This window comes from Candidatus Binataceae bacterium (genome assembly GCA_036495685.1).
Lineage (GTDB): Bacteria > Desulfobacterota > Binatia > Binatales > Binataceae > JAFAHS01.
The window spans coordinates 1-15,570 of the sequence record DASXMJ010000182.1 but is presented as its reverse complement, the minus strand read 5'-3'; the positions used below and the strand labels follow the sequence as shown (position 1 = coordinate 15,570).

The following is a 15,570-nucleotide window of genomic DNA, read 5'->3' as shown; positions in this document are numbered from 1 at the left end:
ATTCTGCCCTGAAGAGGACGCTTAATTTCGTCGGGCCAGCTGAGCGCTCTCAACACCAGCGCCTTCTGGTGTCTTCGTTCTGTCCGCCTCTCGGCTTGATTTTACTTGACGGTTCACTGCAACGTCGTCGATTTGATGACGAGCGGCACCGTTCGTTCTCGGTCGCTCCCCTTACCTTCGAGCGCTCGGCTATGAGACGACTTTGGTGGGCGAATTCGAAACCACACTAATCATCTCCGCACAGCAAGGATACCGAAAAGGAAGTGAGGGTCCGACTGGAGTGACTAAGCGTGCTGACTTCAATCCCGCGATTTACCATTGTGAATAGACTGTGTAAATTCGCCAAGGTTTAAACCAGAACTGCGGGGTCTTGCCGATGCCCAGTCCCGACGACACTTTGCCCACCGTCAAGCACCTGTATCAAAACTTCTCGATGGATGCGCTGCGCTGGAACTATTTTACCCCGCGAGTGGACGACATCGTCGTCGCCACAACCTACAAAGCAGGCACGACATGGGCGCAGACCATCGTCGCTAACCTCATCTTTGCAGGAGAGCTGCCCGGTTCAATTCCCGATTTGTCGCCGTGGATTGACCAGCGTATCTTCCCGCTCGAGCTGGTGCTTAGCCGGACCGATCGGCAGACCCATCGGCGCGCGGTCAAAACCCACCTGCCCCTGGACGGCCTGCCGTTCAACAAAAATATCAAGTACATATGCGTAGGCCGCGACCCGCGCGACATCTTCATGTCCTTGTGGAATTTCTACAGGAATTTCACGCCAGAAATGCTCAGCCTCACCAACGCCTTGCCCGGGCGAGTCGGTGAGGAATTGCGGCCCTGTCCCGAGGACGTCCATGAGCTCTGGCGCAACTGGATGACCCGCGGCTGTTACCCCTGGGAACACGACGGCTATCCGTTCGGTTCAGTGCTGCGCCACGCACGGACGTGGTGGGACTATCATCACCTGCCCAATATTCTTCTGGTGCATTTTGCGGATTTACTGGTCGATCTGGAGGGTGAAACCAGGCGCATCGCGAGCTTCCTGGAAATTCGTCCGCCAGCGGAGGCGTGGCCGAGGATCGTGCGCAATTGCACCTTTGCGGAAATGAAGAAGCATGGCGAGGAGTTGGTGCCGCAGACGAAGATGATACTCAGGGGCGGTAGCGATTCCTTTTTCCACAAAGGCACCAACGGCCGTTGGCGCGATGTGCTCGGTGCCGACGAACTACGGCTGTATGACGCGGCCGCCGACCGTGAGTTGACGCCCGAGTGCCGTCGCTGGCTCGAGCAGGGCGGTTTGAGCTGATACGCGCGGCGCTCCTTCCGCTCCAGGCAGGGCAAACAAGCTTGGACCCTTCGTAAACGCGGAGGGGCCGCGACACAGTCCGTTCGTACCCGCCGAACTAGACGATGGGAAAGCTGCGCAACGGTCGCGCTGGACTTCTGCAGGCCTTCGGGGTCCTACTAGGGTCCAGACTCAATTGATTAGAGCCAGAATGCCACGGCGGCAACGAGGCACAGGGCTGAGAAGTAGTTCCGAGCGAGTTTGTCGTAGCGCGTTGCGATGCGCCTGAAACCCAACCGCTTCGCCAATGGGGGAGATGTTCTTTTCCGAGGGCCGTTAGCGTGCCTGCTCGCGGCGCCGGTGAAGCGTCCGAGACCGGTCGCGAGCAGCGGCTCGCACAACCGCGGGCCACCGATCATTTCGACCGCCATGGGGTCATCCGCGGTATCCAGCGCGGGACGGCGGCGCGGAACGCCTCGTACTCTCTCCCAAACGTCCGCTCGAGCGTGGGTTCTTCGTACGCCACGACGACGACGTGGAAGAAGAGCCAGAGCAGCGCGCCGTAGACGATGAGGCGCCAATCGCCCATCAGCACCGCTTGACCCAGGATGATGGCAACGACCGCGACGTATATTGGATTACGCACATAACGGTAGAGACCGGTCACCACGAGATTCCGGGGCGGCGCGATGGGCGCGGGGGTGCCGAGACCCTGCAGCGCGAAACGCGCAAATGCGTCAACGAGCCCAGGCACGCCTGCGAGAATCATTATCGCGCCGATGCCGCGCGTCAGCTCCAGACCAAGGAACGGCGGCCGGAGTTGCCAACCCGTGATCGACCATGGAACGAGCCCCGCCAGCGTAAATGGAGCGACCACGAAGAAAACCGCCGAGCCCAGGACGGCAATGGTTCGTTGCACGGCGGTTCCCGACACTCGCTGCGAGCTCATTCCAACCTCCCCTTCATGGTTTCCCGTCGTCATCCGGGTGCCGACACGCTCGCCATGTTATCCCAAAAAGCGGAAACCGCGCACGACTAAAGCCAGAATGCCACGGCGGCAACGAGGCACAGGGCTGAGAAGTAGTTCCGAGCGAGTTTATCGTAGCGCGTTGCGATGCGCCTGAAGTCCTTGAGCCTGCAGTAGCAGCGCTCGATGACGTTGCGATCCTTATAGACTTGCTTGTCGTGACGTATGCGTTTCTTCCGATTTGACCGGCCTGGGATCACCGGTTTGATGCCGTCCTTGCGCAGAGATTTGCGGAACGAGTTGCTGTCATAAGCCTTGTCACCGAGCAACTCGGCGATGCCGTCGAGCAGACTGACACATGCCGGCCCGACTGTGCAGTCGGCGGTGTTGCCAGGCGTGAGGATCAAGACCCACGGGCGGCACAGCTTATCGACCAGGCCGTGAATCTTGCTGTTGCGCCCGCCCTTGGTGATGCCAATCGTCTGTACCGACGCCCCCCCTTTTCCGCCGCCAGCGCAGCAATGCGCTTTGACATGCGTGCTGTCGAGAGCCATTCGTTCCGGCGGTTCAGCAGGTTCGGCCGCCGCCTCGAAGATGCTCTGCCAAATTCCCTGCGCACTCCAGCGGTTGAAGCGATTGTAGACCGTCTTGGCCGGCCCATATTCCGGCGGACAATCGACCCATCGACATCCGCTCTTGAGCACATGCATGATCCCGCTCAAAATGCGCCGATTGTTCTTCGGCTTCACGCCACGGCGATTACTTGAAATAAACGGCTCAATCCTCGCCCATTGCCCGTCGCTAAACCAAAACAAGTTCGCCCGCATCTGTTGGCCCCCCGATTCGGTTGACCAACCCGTTGAATCTCAACATGGTTAATTGGGTCTTAACCCTAGGGAACATTTTCAAGCCGAGGGCAAACCATGGGCAGGCCGATAATAGTTGAAGCCGCGATCAACGGTAACGCGCCGCGCGAGCTGAATCCGAACATTCCCTACACACCTCAGGAAATCGCCGGGGATGCCATCGCGGCGGCCAAGGCTGGCGCTGCCCTCATTCATTTCCATGTCCGCGATCCTGAGAGCGGCCGCTGGGTGCAGGACGTTCCGTTCCTTACTATGCTGAAGTGTACCGGCGCGCACGGGAGTCTTGCGGGGCGCTCTTATGGCCGACGTTCCCTTTCGACGGCACCGCGGCTCAGCGCTTCAGCCATTTCGTTGAGCTCGCCAAGGATCCGGCAACCCGGCCCGATCTGGGTGCGGCTGACATCGGTTCTGTGAGCCTTGCTTCTTACGATCGCCGATCGAAGAAAGTCCGCGGGGCCAAGTTTGTATATCAGAATAGCTACGAGACCTGTCGGTATTTCCTGGAGAGGTCGCGCGAACTCGGCTTGCGTCCGAGCCTGCAAATCTTCGAGCCTGGATTCTTGCGTGCAGCCTTCGTCTTTCTGGATCAAGGCTTGCTGTCGGAACCTTTGATCCTCAAATTCTATCTCGGCGCGGGTGAGCAATGCTTCGGCATGCCGCCCACGCTCAAAAGTCTCGAGGCGTACCTCGAAATGATTAAGGATGTCCGATGCGAGTGGTTTGCGGCGACCCTGGGAGGAGACAACTTGCCGATGGTGCCGTTAATAGCAAGCCTCGGGGGGCACGTCCGAGTTGGTCTGGAGGACCACCAGTACACCCGAGAAGGTCAGTTATCAAATTTACAGATCGTCGAGCGCGCCGCGGCTACGATTCGCGCTATGGGTCACGAGGTCGCGTCGGTCGTGCAAACTCGGGAGATGCTTGAGCTCTAGTACCTCTGCTCGCATTTCGGCTCGCCACCGTGCTCGCCTCCGATACCGCCGGGGCTAGCCGGAGATTCTGAAGCATTCGCTTGAGAATCCGGCCGATCGACTTCTCGAACAGGTCCGGGAAGATCGCGACTTATTCCGATCTGGAGAATTCTCACTCCTGTTCTAGCCGGCTGTTTTCGGTTCCTACTTGCGATTCAGAATCCGGTGCGCCTCAAGAACGGCGATGCGCTCGCGTGAGTAGCCCAGGACGCTTTCTAGAACCTCAGCGTTGTCAGCGCCAAGAGACGGCACGCGGCTCCGCGCTCTCGCATTGGCGGTACGCATCTTAAAGGGAGGATTTGGAACCTTGAGCGAACCAGCGCCATCGTTGATCACTTCGTAGCTACCGCGATGCTCAAGGTGCGGGTGCTTCAGAGTTTCCCGGAGCGTGCTGTAACGGGAGCACGGTACGTTGCCCTCGGTAAGTATTGCTTCGCATTCGGCGGTAGTTTTAGTCGCTGCCCATTCATCCAAGAGCATCGTGACAGCCGACGAATTTTCGGCACGCCCCCTGGTGGTTGCGAAGCGAGGATCATTTATCAGGTCCGGACGTCCGATCGCGCGCCACAGCGCTTCGAAGTTGTTGGGCTTCACCGCCGCGATCATTACGAAGCCGTCTTTTGCGCGAGTGGGTCGAAATCCCTTCGGCTGCTTCGGCTGGGGAAACTGCGCCTCCTGAAACTCGTAGGTTGGCATCCCCAGGAGAGCGTCCAGCATCGAGAGGTCGATATAGTCACCCCGCCCGGTCTTCTCGCGAGAGAGCAGCGCGGTTTGGATCGCACCGAACGCGTGTGTCCCGCCGAGGATATCACCAATCATGATTCCGGCAGCCAGCGGGCGTTCCATTCCCTCTTGATAAGAAAGATTTATCAAATCGAAGCCGCTCGCCGCGTGGAGCATCGGAGCGTAGGCGCTACGTTTGGACCACGGACCGGTTTGACCAAAGCCTGAAATCGAGCAGTACACGAGCCGAGGATGGTTTTGCGCGAGGGCATCGTATTCGAGTCCCAGTCGCCGCATCACGCCGGGACGAAAATTCTCAACGATGACGTCGCACTTGGCAGCGAGTTCGCGGACTAAGTCGAGCCCCTTCGGCAGGCGAAAATTGATCGCGACGCTTTTCTTCCCGCAGTTAAGGCTCGCGAAGTAGGCGCTCAGACCATCGCGAAGCGGAGGCTGAAGCCGGATAAAATCGCCCTCGGGCGGTTCGATCTTAATCACCTCTGCGCCGAGATCGGCGAGCATCCGAGTGCAATACGGTCCCGAAACGATGGTCGTGAAATCGAGAACCCGCACGTCACCGAGAACTTCGTTAGTCATTCCAGATTTGCCCAGATCATCCGTTAGCCTTGGAGACCCTGATCGATCGCGAGCGCTTCGCCGAGCCTGCAAAAGCACGTTCGAAGACCCGGCGGATCTCCCCTTTGATGACGGTCAAGTCGAGCGAGGCGCCGTCGAGCAGCCATTGCATGGACATGCCACGCACAATCGAAAGCACCACGCTCGCTAGTGCGTGTACGTTGACTTCAGCTGGAATCTCGCCTGCGTCGATAGCCGCTCGAACCGTCTTTGTTAGTAAATCGCGAAAGTTGCGATCTGCCTGCACAAAGGTCTCGTGGATTTCCGGCACCAACACGATCGATTCCCCAAACAGCTCATAATATGCGCGGCCCAAGGTGCCGCTGCCTGCGACTGCGTCAAGATACGTCTCGATCACTACAATCAACGCATCCAGACCGCTTCTCTCCTTGAGCGCGGGCTCAAGCCTGTCGATCGCGAAGTAACTCTGGAATTCACGCGCTAGCATCCGGATAAGGTCGCTCTTCGATCCGAAGCGCTGGCTTACCAAGCCGTGACTGTAGCCCGCCTTTTGCGCGATCTGTGCAATGGAGGTAGCGCTGTACCCCTGGTCGGCGATTAACTGAGTGGCGGCTTCCAGCAGGCGCTTTGACGAGCGCTCGCTTCGCACCTTCCGGAGATCGGTCTTTTCTAGCTTGGTCGCCACTTCAGATGCTCAACATCTGCGCCACGCGTTCGCGATGAAAGTCGGCATCGCCCCAGAACAACTCACCGTGCTTCTGGCGGCGGAAGTAAAGCTGAATCGGGTATTCTTTGGTGAACCCGATCGCACCATGGATTTGTTGACCGTGAGCGACCACGCGCCGGCTCGCCTCACTACACCAGGCCTTGGCCATCGCCACCTTCAGATTCGCAGACCGGTCTCGATCGCTTATCGCGGCCGCGGCGCGGTAGGTGATAAATCTCATCCCGTCGAGATCGGTCACCATGTCTGCCACCTTATGCTGGATCGCCTGAAACGCTCCGATCGGACGCCCAAATGCTACCCGCTGTTTCGCGTATTCTACAGTAATCTCAAAATCCTTCTGGACGAGACCGACCAGGTACGCACATTCGAGAACCATCGCGCGATTTGAGAATGCTTCGAGTGTAGGAATTTTAATGACATCACCTCGAGCGATGTTGACATTCTCGAGAATGAGTTCAGCGAGCTTTTCTCCGGTCATGGTCTCGAGTTGCACGACGCTGACGCCCTGAGCGGCGGGTGGTACGGCCGCCGCGACGAAGCCTTTCCCACTCCGCGCCAGCACCCAGATCACGTCGGCCACGTGCGCATCGGGAACGAAGAGCTTAGATCCATTGAGTACAATACCGGCGTTCGTATGCTGCGCCTCCAGTGCGACATCATCGGCACTCCATCGGCCCGTGCTCTCGGTGAAGGCGTAGGTGTGGATCTGTGAGCCGCTCGCGATCGCGGGAAGATATCTCTCCTGCTGCGATTGCAAACCCGCATCGAGCAAAAGCCCGACGACGACCTGGTTGGGAATGAATGGCCCCGGCAGCAGCGATCGGCCGGCCTCTTCGACCACGATACACAAATCGTAGAACGACAATCCGGACCCGCCCAACTTCGGCCCGATCATCAGGCCGTGCCATCCGAGGTCTGCGATTTTTCGCCACAGCTCTGGGCTGTAACCGTTCTCGTCGGCTTCCATTGCGCGCACATGCGCCTCGGAACATTCTTTTTCGAGGAATCCGCGGGCGGCCCGTTTAAGCAGTTCTTGCTCTTCGTTTAGTCCCATATCCATGGTGTAGAGACCTTTGATCGAGATGGTCAGCCGCGCGGCAATCCCAGGCCGCGTGTCGCGATGATGTTGCGCTGAATCTCCGAGGTTCCAACCTGCAGCGTGAGAGTGCTCGCATAGAGATATTGCTGCGCGATCATTCCGTCGAGCGGCGCGTGCTTCTCGCCTCGGAACAAGAGTCCGTGCGTTTCGATCATCTTCATTCCGGTCGCAGCGATGCGCTGAGCCAGTTCGGTATGATACAGCTTTAGAACCGACGCTTGATGTGCTGGCGTCTTGCCAGCGAACTGCAACTCCGCGACTCCCTGCGAGAGACCGCGCAGGACTTCCACCTCGATCGCCCGGTTGGCGAGCTCCATTCGCGCGACCTTCGAGAGCGGAGGTAGTTCGGGAGATTGCGCAAGCTGAAACAGCGATTCGAGGGTGCGTTCGATGCTCGCGACCTGCGAGACGGCGGAGCGCTCGGTATCCAGCAGGCTCATCAGGTAGTAAAATCCCCGCCCTTCCTCCCCAATCACATCATTGGCGGGCACGCGGACGTCTTCGAAGAAGACTTCGTTAAATTCGTGGTTGGTCAGATTCTGGATGCGCTGCACGGTTACGCCCGTTGCGCGCATATTCACACGCAGCATGCTGATCCCGAGGTGCCGCGGCGCTTCGGGATTCGTGCGTGCCATGAGCAATCCCCAGTTCGCCCGGTTTGCCAAGGTGGTCCAGATCTTCTGACCATTTACTACGTATTCGTCGCCGTCCTTCACCGCACGGCACTGAAGTCCGGCAAGATCGGATCCCGCGGCAGGCTCGCTGAACAGTTCACACCATTCGTGCTCTCCCGAGAGTATCGGCGGAAGCATCCGCTGCTTTTGCTCTTCTCTCCCGTACGAGATGATGGTTGGCCCGATCATCCCGAGCCCCATATCGAAGAACCGCGGCGCATCGTGCTTTATGAACTCGTCGATCAGAACGAACTGATGCGCCGGGCTCAGACCCCCGCCGCCGTACTTCACCGGCCAGGCAGGCGCGAGCCAGCCCTTGGCACGCAGTGCCTCACGCCACCGCGCCCGGGCGTCCTTGAGCGACGGCTCGGTCCGATCGGCACCCCCGTCTTCTTCGAAGGCGCTACGGATCGTCGACCTGTTTTTCAGCGAAGCGGGTAATTCGCGTTCTATGAAGTTCGTGACCTCTGACCGGAACTGATTCAGTTCGTCTCTGGCGGTCATCTTCACACCCACCTGGTCCACATGTTTAGGCGAAGATACTATACGGTCGTCCATATAGTCAAACTCTAGGCTGATTGCGAAAGGGAGTGCTGCCTTGCCCGTTAGCTTTGATGGTTATGCTGCCCGAGAGGGTGCGCGATGAGCTCTAAAGTTCCATCGAGCATTCAAAAGCCCTCAAGGAGTCGGCTCTTCACCAAAACGTAGGAATTAGTCCGTAAGCCAAGCGTCACGACCGTGTTGTGAGCGCCCAACTTTTTGGAGAAACCGATCAGCTGATCTCGAGTTCTGCGGACCAGCTAGCCGGCCTGACCGACCTGTTCTAAAAGCACTCCTGGACCAAGCTCGCTATTCGCTTGTCTCGCGCACGAAAACTCGAATCTGATTTCGGAGGCCGCCTCGAACCACAGAGAGATAAAGGATTGGACCCTCATGGCTTTTGCCGATCGCACGCTCCAACTCCTCCACATCGCGCGTGCGTTCGGAATCTACTGCGACAATCGTCTCGTGCGACTCTCCGATTTCGCTCTCGCCAAGAACCAACGCTCCCAAAAGCACGGGCGGGAAAACCAGTCCACCCGCGATAAAGGCACCGGTGAGAATCGCTTTGCCAAGGTTCCGTTGTTCACCATTGAGGCCAGCCCTCGCTGCAGGCCCGTCGGGAATCACTCGAATCACCTCCGCGCCGCACAACTCGGCTCCTCTCTCAAGCCTCGCTGTTCCATTGCGCACTGCGACTCCAAGCTCGGGCACATCATGTATGAGCCCAGGATTCTTTTCACGAACGTATTCGTCGACGGAGCCAAGGCCGCCGGATGAGATGTAGTTACCGTCCTGAGCTCTGACGGCAGAAGTCATCACACCTTGGATCGTCAGCGATATGAGGACGGAGGTCGCCGTACGTAAGAAGACGCTCCGTAGAACCACCCAGCAAGCCCACTTCACCCTTATGTTGGACGACGGTAAGTTCTGCCTGCTTCGCCTATCCCTCCACGGCTGCGATGAAAAAACGAATCGCTGTGGCATTGGACCGTGACGGCTCACGTGTTGAGTTTCTCCAACCAAGGTAAACTCGAACAATTGGACCTTGGTCCGATGGACTAAGGGGCAGGAGACACTCCCAACCGCGATGCCTAGGGCATCATCGGACAGACTTCGGTCGAGGTCGCAGATGGACCTCACGGAATTGTTGTCGAGACGCAGACGGGTCTGAGCTAGCCGCTTTTCAGGTCTGAATGCTCGTTGGTTCGAAAGCCCGAAACGTGAGTTGCTGCACGTCAGCACCTAGTCCATGGTCCACCACCATGCTTTCATGGAGCGGGGTTCTTATGTGCCGTCCCGTTGGTGTGGGCGGCGCCGAGCCTGAGCTTCCGTTCGCGGGCACGGATGAGACTCAGGTAGATTTGTTCGTACTGCAGAGCCATCTGTGTGGAGGTGAACCGTCCGTCGAACTCGGCTCGGCAAGTGGCTCGCGAGATGCTGTCTACGCGTGTAACCGCCGCAACCAATTCTTCCACAGTCGACCTGATGAATCCCGTTTCACCGTCCCGCACAACCTCTAAAACCGATCCATAGGGACACGCGACAATCGGAACGCCGCAGGCGAGGGCTTCTATCATCGCGAGACCAAAGGGCTCGGGCCAGCCGATCGTAAACAGTAGTGCAATGGCGTTTCCCAGAAATTCGTTCTTTTCGTGCTCCGCGATTTCGCCGATGTACTCGACCGAGGGAGGGCACAGCTTAGGCTTAATAAGTGTATCGAAGTACTCACGGTCAACGGCATCTACTTTGGCGGCAATTTTGAGGGGGATTCCCACGCGCAAAGCCACCTCGATTGCGATATCAACACGCTTTTCGGGAGAAATTCTGCCAAGAAACGCCAGATAACTTCCCGGGTGCGGATTGAACTTCAGCAGGTCGCGGGGCAGGCCCTGATATACGCTTCCGAGCCAGTTCATCATCGGCAGCTGGGCACGCTGTGCCTGGCTCAGTGATACAAGCGGAATGTCGGAAAAACGTTCATAGACTAGTTTCGATTCTTCAACGTCGAGGCGTCCATGCATCGTGACTACAGTTGGCGTAGAGCTCAGCCTCGCAAACGGGAAGCACCAGAAATCAAGGTGCGAATGGATCACGTCGAAGTTGTGCGCGTTTGCGTAGGCTTCGGCGAGCATTGGAAGGTGCAGTCCAGGACCGACTGCCGGCACGGACAGTCCGGCCAGTCGCAGAGAGCGCGGGGCTCCAGATACCAGCTTCGCGGAAGTTACTGAGTCGCCCGAGGCGAACAGGGTCACTTCATGACCACGGCGAACCAGTTCCTCCGTGAGGTACGAGATGCCGCGCTCGGCCCCGCCATAAAAGTTCGGAGGAACTCGCTCATAAAGGGTCGATAATTGAGCGATCCGCAAAGGTCGTGTGGCGCGCGAATGAGCTGCCCGCCGGAGTGCGGAGCTTTCCGCTGAGCTTTGTCGTTCCAGTGCCACGGGAAAATTCCTGAGCATGTTTATGTATCGCAACCCCCAGTGCAACCTTGGCTGCGAAGCCGCTTATCGCTAGGATAACGGCCAAAATTACGCTTTGAGCCTAAAGTCGCTCGCTTCAAAGCTCGCGGGGTCGGCCTTTGAAGCAGAGCGCCGCGACCCCGATCTGCCCGGCTCTAGACCGGCCGCTTTTTCCTGGTTTCCGCCGCATTATCATCGATGGCTTCCCCGCTTGCAGAGTGAAGGGAGTGGGTCCGGGTCGACACGAACCACTCCTCCTTCGGTGCTCCCGTTCGTCGATTCGCCTGGCGAACTAACCCCGAAGCTGAGAAGAGTCGGCGCAATAGAGCACTTTGAGCCACTTTCAACTTGTTCCTCCTACCCCCATCTATCACCTGACAGGAAATGGACAATTGGACATTGGGACCATATCTTTCTGCCATTCGTGCGCACTCCGAATCCCAATCACCATGGCGTACCGAATTGACAAAAATATTCTGCGGCGCGCCGGGCAAACTATCTTTGCGCTGATAGCTGTCGGATGATCGCTTTCACGAAGTACTGGCTTGGTCCGGCGATATACATGCGGCTCGACCGCACAACTGCAAACTGGGTTAAAACATGAGCACCCAATCTACTCCTAAAGGTCCGCTCGCCCACATCAAGGTCATCGATTTGACGCACGCCCGTGCGGGCCCGACCTGCGTGCGCGTGCTCGCGGACCATGGCGCGCAGGTAATCCAAGTCACGCGCGTCGATCCGGGCGGCTTGGACTCCGGCTTTCTCGGATCCGACCAGCAGAATCTCCATCGCAACAAGCGCTCGATTGCGATCAACCTACAAAGCGAGGCCGGTCGTGAGGTGCTCTATCGGCTGGTAAGTGACGCCGACGTGATCGTTGAGAATTTCCGGGCCGAGGTGAAGTACCGCCTGAAGGTGGACTACGAGACCGTGCGCAATTTCAACCCACGCATTGTCTACGGGAGCATCTCTGGCTTCGGCCAGGACGGGCCGTACGCAAAACGCGCCGGCGTCGATCAGATCGCGCAGGGCGTCGGAGGACTCATGTCCATCACCGGGCCGCCCGGCGGCGGGCCCTGGCGAGTCGGCATTCCTGTAGCCGACCTGTGCGCTGGGCTGTACCTGGCACACGGCATCATGGCTGCACTGATCGAGCGTGAGCGGTCGGGCGAAGGACAGTGGGTGCAGACCTCGTTGCTCGAAGCGATGGTGGCGATGCTGGATTTTCAGGCGACGCGCTGGTTGATCGATGGTGAGGTACCACCTCAAGCGGGCAATGATCATCCCACCGTCTTCCCGATGGGTGTCTTTCCGACCAAAGACGGCATGATCAACATCGCAGCATCAGGCGGGCGCATGTTCAACGATTTCCTCAAGGTCATCGGGGCGGAGGACATCGCTAAGGATGAACGCTTCGCGACTAACCGGAGTCGCGCCCGACATCGCCCCGAGCTACGCGCGCTGGTCGAGGACAAGACACGGACGTTCACTTCGGGGGAGCTGATCGAGGCTTTGAACGCGGTCGGCGTCCCGAGCGGCCCCATTCTGTCGATCGATCAGGTCTTTGCCAATCCGCAGGTACAGCACCTCGCCATGGCGCAGACCGTCGAGAGCTCCGGGCCGGGAAAATTGACGCTCGTCCGTTCGCCGACGCGGCTCTCACGCACACCCACAGCGCTGCGGCGCGCCGCCCCGATACCGGGCGGCGAGACTGACGAGGTCCTAAGGGAATACGGCTATTCCTCGGCGAAAATCTCAGAGATGAGGGCGCAGGGTGCGGTCGGGGTCGAGCAACCAATAGCGAAAAAGGAGAAGCTATGAGTATTGTCGAGATCGAGCGCAGCGACGGGGTAATGGTGGTGCGTATGAACCGGCCCGATCGCCTCAATGCGCTAGGCGCGGAGCTCCGTGCGCAGCTGGCGGCGGCGTGGATCGAGTTTCGCGACAGCCGCGACCTCGAGGTCGCGATCTTCACGGGTACCGGGCGCGCCTTCTGCGCGGGCGAAGACATGAAAGAGTCGGTCGAGCGGGAGAAGACCGGAGAGGCAGTGGCGGCGCGCCGCAGGGATGACGATATCTATCGCGCCGGATCCCTGGAAAAGCCCGTGATAGCGGCGGTCAACGGCTTCGCGATGGGCGGCGGCTTCCACCTGGTAGAACGTGCCGACCTGCGCGTTGCGGTGCGCGGCGCCGTGTTCGAATCCTCGGAAGCCAAGCGCTGGCTGCTTGGTGGCTACGATCACGGATACAGGGGCGGCCTCTCGCACGCTGCGGCGACGGAACTAGCGTTCGCCTTTAGGTTCACTGCCGAAAGGCTTCACGAGCTGGGCTGGATCAACCGAGTTGTGGAAGGAGGCCAACTGATGCCTACCGCTCGCGAGATGGCGACGCATCTGCTTACGCTTCCTCCGGCTTGCCGCGTGAATACATTGATCATGATGCGGGCGATGCGCGCCAAGGTCCCCGACAATCTTGAGCGCTTCGCAACGCGCCTTAGGGATCACGGCGCGAAGAGCGACCTCATGGAGTCGCGCAAGGCTTTCGTGGAGAAGCGCAGGCCGATCTTCAAGGGCTGGGACAACCCGCAGGACAGGTACCGCACCCCCCATCTTGAAGAATGAAAGATGCGCGATGGGGCAAGTCCTGTCTCCGCTTTCATCGCTCCGCGCTGGCTTTGCGCCAATGCGCGCAGCAATCTCGCGCAGACTGAGCGCCACCTCCGCTTGCCGGGAAACGCTTCCGCTCTTGATGCGCAAGATGTGCGACCTAATTCAAACCAATCGAGGAAGCGTCGCCGCTCGCTGCGGGCCCCTTGGTTCTTTCCCCTAGTTCCATGGTTATTCACTCACACGTATAAGAACTATACGAAAGACTCCGCGCACCGCTCTCTATGGGTGCGTTACGCCGTTTTATGGTCGATCAAACCAAGGAGGAGAACGAGCGGACCGCATCCCGCACCAATCTGGAGGACGGTGCGCTTCCGGACGCGGCAGCGGTAGATTTTGAAAAGCTGCTGGCCGACTTGTCGACAGTTTTCGTTCGCGCATCGGTCGATGAAATCGATGGCGAAATCGAGCGATGGCTAGAACGGATCGTACTTGCGATGGGAGTCGATCGCAGTACCGTCGTCCAATTAGATCCTCAGGACGGACAACTCTACATAACCCATCAATGGGCCCGAGAGGGTGTGAGTGCTCTGCACCGTTCGCGAACGCCTCCACCTCGGGAGTTCTCTTGGCTGGTTGACAAGGTAAATTCGGGCCAAGTGGTCGTTATCTCGCGCATAGACGACCTGCCCCCTGAGGCTTCGACGGCTCAGGACGCTTTTCGCCTGCTTGGAAACAAATCCAACGTCACAGTTCCGTTCCGGGTGGGTGGACTCGTGGTCGGCGCCCTGCTGGTCGGCTCGATCTTTTCCGAGAGACACTGGTCCGAGCAAGAAGTACAGCGATTAAAGCTGGTCGCCGAGATCCTCGGAAATGCCTTAGAGCGAAAGCGTGCGGAAGCGGAGATTCGCCGCCTGTCCGAAGAATTACGCCAGACTTCACAACTAATGGCGATGGGTGAGCTGACCGCTTCCCTCGCGCATGAGTTAAATCAGCCGCTCGGAGCTATCCTGAACAATGCGAAAGCCGTGCGACGGATGCTCACCGCCAAAACTCCCGACCTGACCGAAATTAACGAGGCCCTTGAGGATATCATCCGCGACGATGGCCGCGCCGTCGACATCGTGAAGAACGTTCGCGCCATGTTTAAGCGCGGCGAAGTGAAAACGTCGACGGTCTATGTCCGGGAGCTTTTGCTCGACGTGGCTCGCATCGTGAGCGCCGATGCCAGAACGAAGCAGATCTCGTGGTCAACGGAGTTGCCCGACTCAACGGCGCTCGTGCGCGGCGACCAGACCCATTTGACTCAGGCGGTCCTCAACCTGGTCATGAACGCTTTCGATTCGGTGTGCGACAGTGAGGGACCGCGCAAAGTTACTCTCCTCGCAGCGCTGGAAGAGCCCGACGAAATACGCGTATCGGTACGTGATTCGGGAAAGGGCATCGACCCCGGAGTCATGCCTCGTCTGTTCGAGCCCTTTTTCACCACAAAACCGAGTGGAATGGGCATGGGGCTCACAATTGTGCGTTCCATTATCGAGAATCACGCTGGGCGGATTTGGGCAACGCAGAACCCTGACCGCGGCGCGACACTACACTTCACCCTTCCGGTCAAACCGGGTTCCGAGCAGATCCGCTGACACCGCGGGGTGATTGAGCGACTCGGCGCTCAAACGCCGCACGATCGATTTTCTCGCCCAGGTTCCGCCGCCCAAACTAACACTCTGAATTGTGGATCCAAGCTTCCCGACCACCATTGAGTAGTCTATGACAATGACCGAGAAGACTCCCTCCGGGGATTCACGCAACCCGCTCTAGACTCGGTTTTTGCCGGGCCAGTTTGCTTACCCTCCGTGAGAATCGAGACTTCCGATTCGAAAGCTCCGGCTAGAGGCTCAATGGCCAACGCTTCCCAGCTCCGGTTGGGCCTTTGGGCTGGTCTTGATCCTTAGCGAGGAAGCTTGCGCAAACGCGGGTAACCGACCCTGATCTCCTCTTGTCCGAAAACAAACTAACCTATCAACCTCAAATTGGTAGGTTACGTGAACTGTCG

At 58.6% G+C, this 15,570-nt stretch carries 13 protein-coding genes and 2 pseudogenes; 6 read left to right on the top strand and 9 right to left on the bottom strand.

Annotated features, from left to right (window positions below):
• The first annotated feature begins 376 nt into the window (after positions 1 to 376).
• Complete coding sequence (locus VGI36_16810; GenBank protein ID HEY2486806.1) at positions 377 to 1,306, top strand: sulfotransferase domain-containing protein; 930 nt, start codon at positions 377 to 379, stop codon at positions 1,304 to 1,306.
• Between the two features lie 179 nt (positions 1,307 to 1,485).
• On the opposite strand, the pseudogene VGI36_16805 reads toward VGI36_16810, so the two are convergent.
• The 3 genes and pseudogenes from VGI36_16805 to VGI36_16795 all read right to left on the bottom strand — a co-directional run bounded on the left by VGI36_16805 (position 1,486) and on the right by VGI36_16795 (position 3,079).
• Positions 1,486 to 1,575: pseudogene (locus VGI36_16805) on the bottom strand (IS5/IS1182 family transposase).
• Positions 1,576 to 1,700: 125 nt separating this feature from the next.
• Positions 1,701 to 2,234, bottom strand: a complete 534-nt coding sequence (locus VGI36_16800; protein HEY2486805.1) for an isoprenylcysteine carboxylmethyltransferase family protein — start codon at positions 2,232 to 2,234, stop codon at positions 1,701 to 1,703.
• 86 nt (positions 2,235 to 2,320) lie between these two features.
• On the bottom strand, positions 2,321 to 3,079 hold the full coding sequence (locus VGI36_16795; protein HEY2486804.1) for an IS5 family transposase: 759 nt from the start codon (positions 3,077 to 3,079) through the stop codon (positions 2,321 to 2,323).
• Positions 3,080 to 3,175: 96 nt separating this feature from the next.
• On the opposite strand from VGI36_16795, the pseudogene VGI36_16790 reads away from it, so the two are divergent.
• A pseudogene (locus VGI36_16790) lies at positions 3,176 to 3,346 on the top strand (3-keto-5-aminohexanoate cleavage protein).
• 32 nt (positions 3,347 to 3,378) lie between these two features.
• Positions 3,379 to 4,050: a 3-keto-5-aminohexanoate cleavage protein gene (locus tag VGI36_16785; protein HEY2486803.1), complete on the top strand. Its 672-nt coding sequence runs from the start codon at positions 3,379 to 3,381 to the stop codon at positions 4,048 to 4,050.
• A 183-nt stretch (positions 4,051 to 4,233) separates the two neighbouring features.
• Here VGI36_16785 and VGI36_16780 read toward each other — a convergent pair whose 3' ends face one another.
• From VGI36_16780 to VGI36_16755, 6 genes are all read right to left on the bottom strand, one after another.
• Positions 4,234 to 5,409: a CoA transferase gene (locus tag VGI36_16780; protein ID HEY2486802.1), complete on the bottom strand. Its 1,176-nt coding sequence runs from the start codon at positions 5,407 to 5,409 to the stop codon at positions 4,234 to 4,236.
• A 16-nt stretch (positions 5,410 to 5,425) separates the two neighbouring features.
• Positions 5,426 to 6,094, bottom strand: a complete 669-nt coding sequence (locus VGI36_16775) for a TetR/AcrR family transcriptional regulator (GenBank protein HEY2486801.1) — start codon at positions 6,092 to 6,094, stop codon at positions 5,426 to 5,428.
• A 1-nt stretch (position 6,095) separates the two neighbouring features.
• Positions 6,096 to 7,196, bottom strand: a complete 1,101-nt coding sequence (locus VGI36_16770; protein ID HEY2486800.1) for an acyl-CoA dehydrogenase family protein — start codon at positions 7,194 to 7,196, stop codon at positions 6,096 to 6,098.
• Positions 7,197 to 7,222: 26 nt separating this feature from the next.
• On the bottom strand, positions 7,223 to 8,413 hold the full coding sequence (locus VGI36_16765; protein ID HEY2486799.1) for an acyl-CoA dehydrogenase family protein: 1,191 nt from the start codon (positions 8,411 to 8,413) through the stop codon (positions 7,223 to 7,225).
• Between the two features lie 345 nt (positions 8,414 to 8,758).
• Positions 8,759 to 9,268 carry a hypothetical protein gene (locus VGI36_16760; GenBank protein HEY2486798.1) on the bottom strand — a complete coding sequence of 170 codons (510 nt, stop codon included), beginning with the start codon at positions 9,266 to 9,268 and terminating at the stop codon, positions 8,759 to 8,761.
• A gap of 452 nt (positions 9,269 to 9,720) precedes the next feature.
• Positions 9,721 to 10,818 (bottom strand): glycosyltransferase family 4 protein, encoded by a 1,098-nt coding sequence (locus VGI36_16755; GenBank protein ID HEY2486797.1) that lies wholly within the window; start codon positions 10,816 to 10,818, stop codon positions 9,721 to 9,723.
• Between the two features lie 693 nt (positions 10,819 to 11,511).
• On the opposite strand from VGI36_16755, the gene VGI36_16750 reads away from it, so the two are divergent.
• From VGI36_16750 to VGI36_16740, 3 genes are all read left to right on the top strand, one after another.
• Positions 11,512 to 12,732 carry a CaiB/BaiF CoA-transferase family protein gene (locus tag VGI36_16750; protein HEY2486796.1) on the top strand — a complete coding sequence of 407 codons (1,221 nt, stop codon included), beginning with the start codon at positions 11,512 to 11,514 and terminating at the stop codon, positions 12,730 to 12,732.
• A complete protein-coding gene (locus VGI36_16745) occupies positions 12,729 to 13,532 on the top strand; it encodes an enoyl-CoA hydratase/isomerase family protein (GenBank protein ID HEY2486795.1) in 804 nt (267 codons plus the stop codon). The genes VGI36_16750 and VGI36_16745 overlap by 4 nt, the downstream gene beginning before the upstream one ends.
• A gap of 269 nt (positions 13,533 to 13,801) precedes the next feature.
• Positions 13,802 to 15,157: an ATP-binding protein gene (locus VGI36_16740; protein ID HEY2486794.1), complete on the top strand. Its 1,356-nt coding sequence runs from the start codon at positions 13,802 to 13,804 to the stop codon at positions 15,155 to 15,157.
• The last annotated feature ends 413 nt before the right edge of the window (positions 15,158 to 15,570 follow it).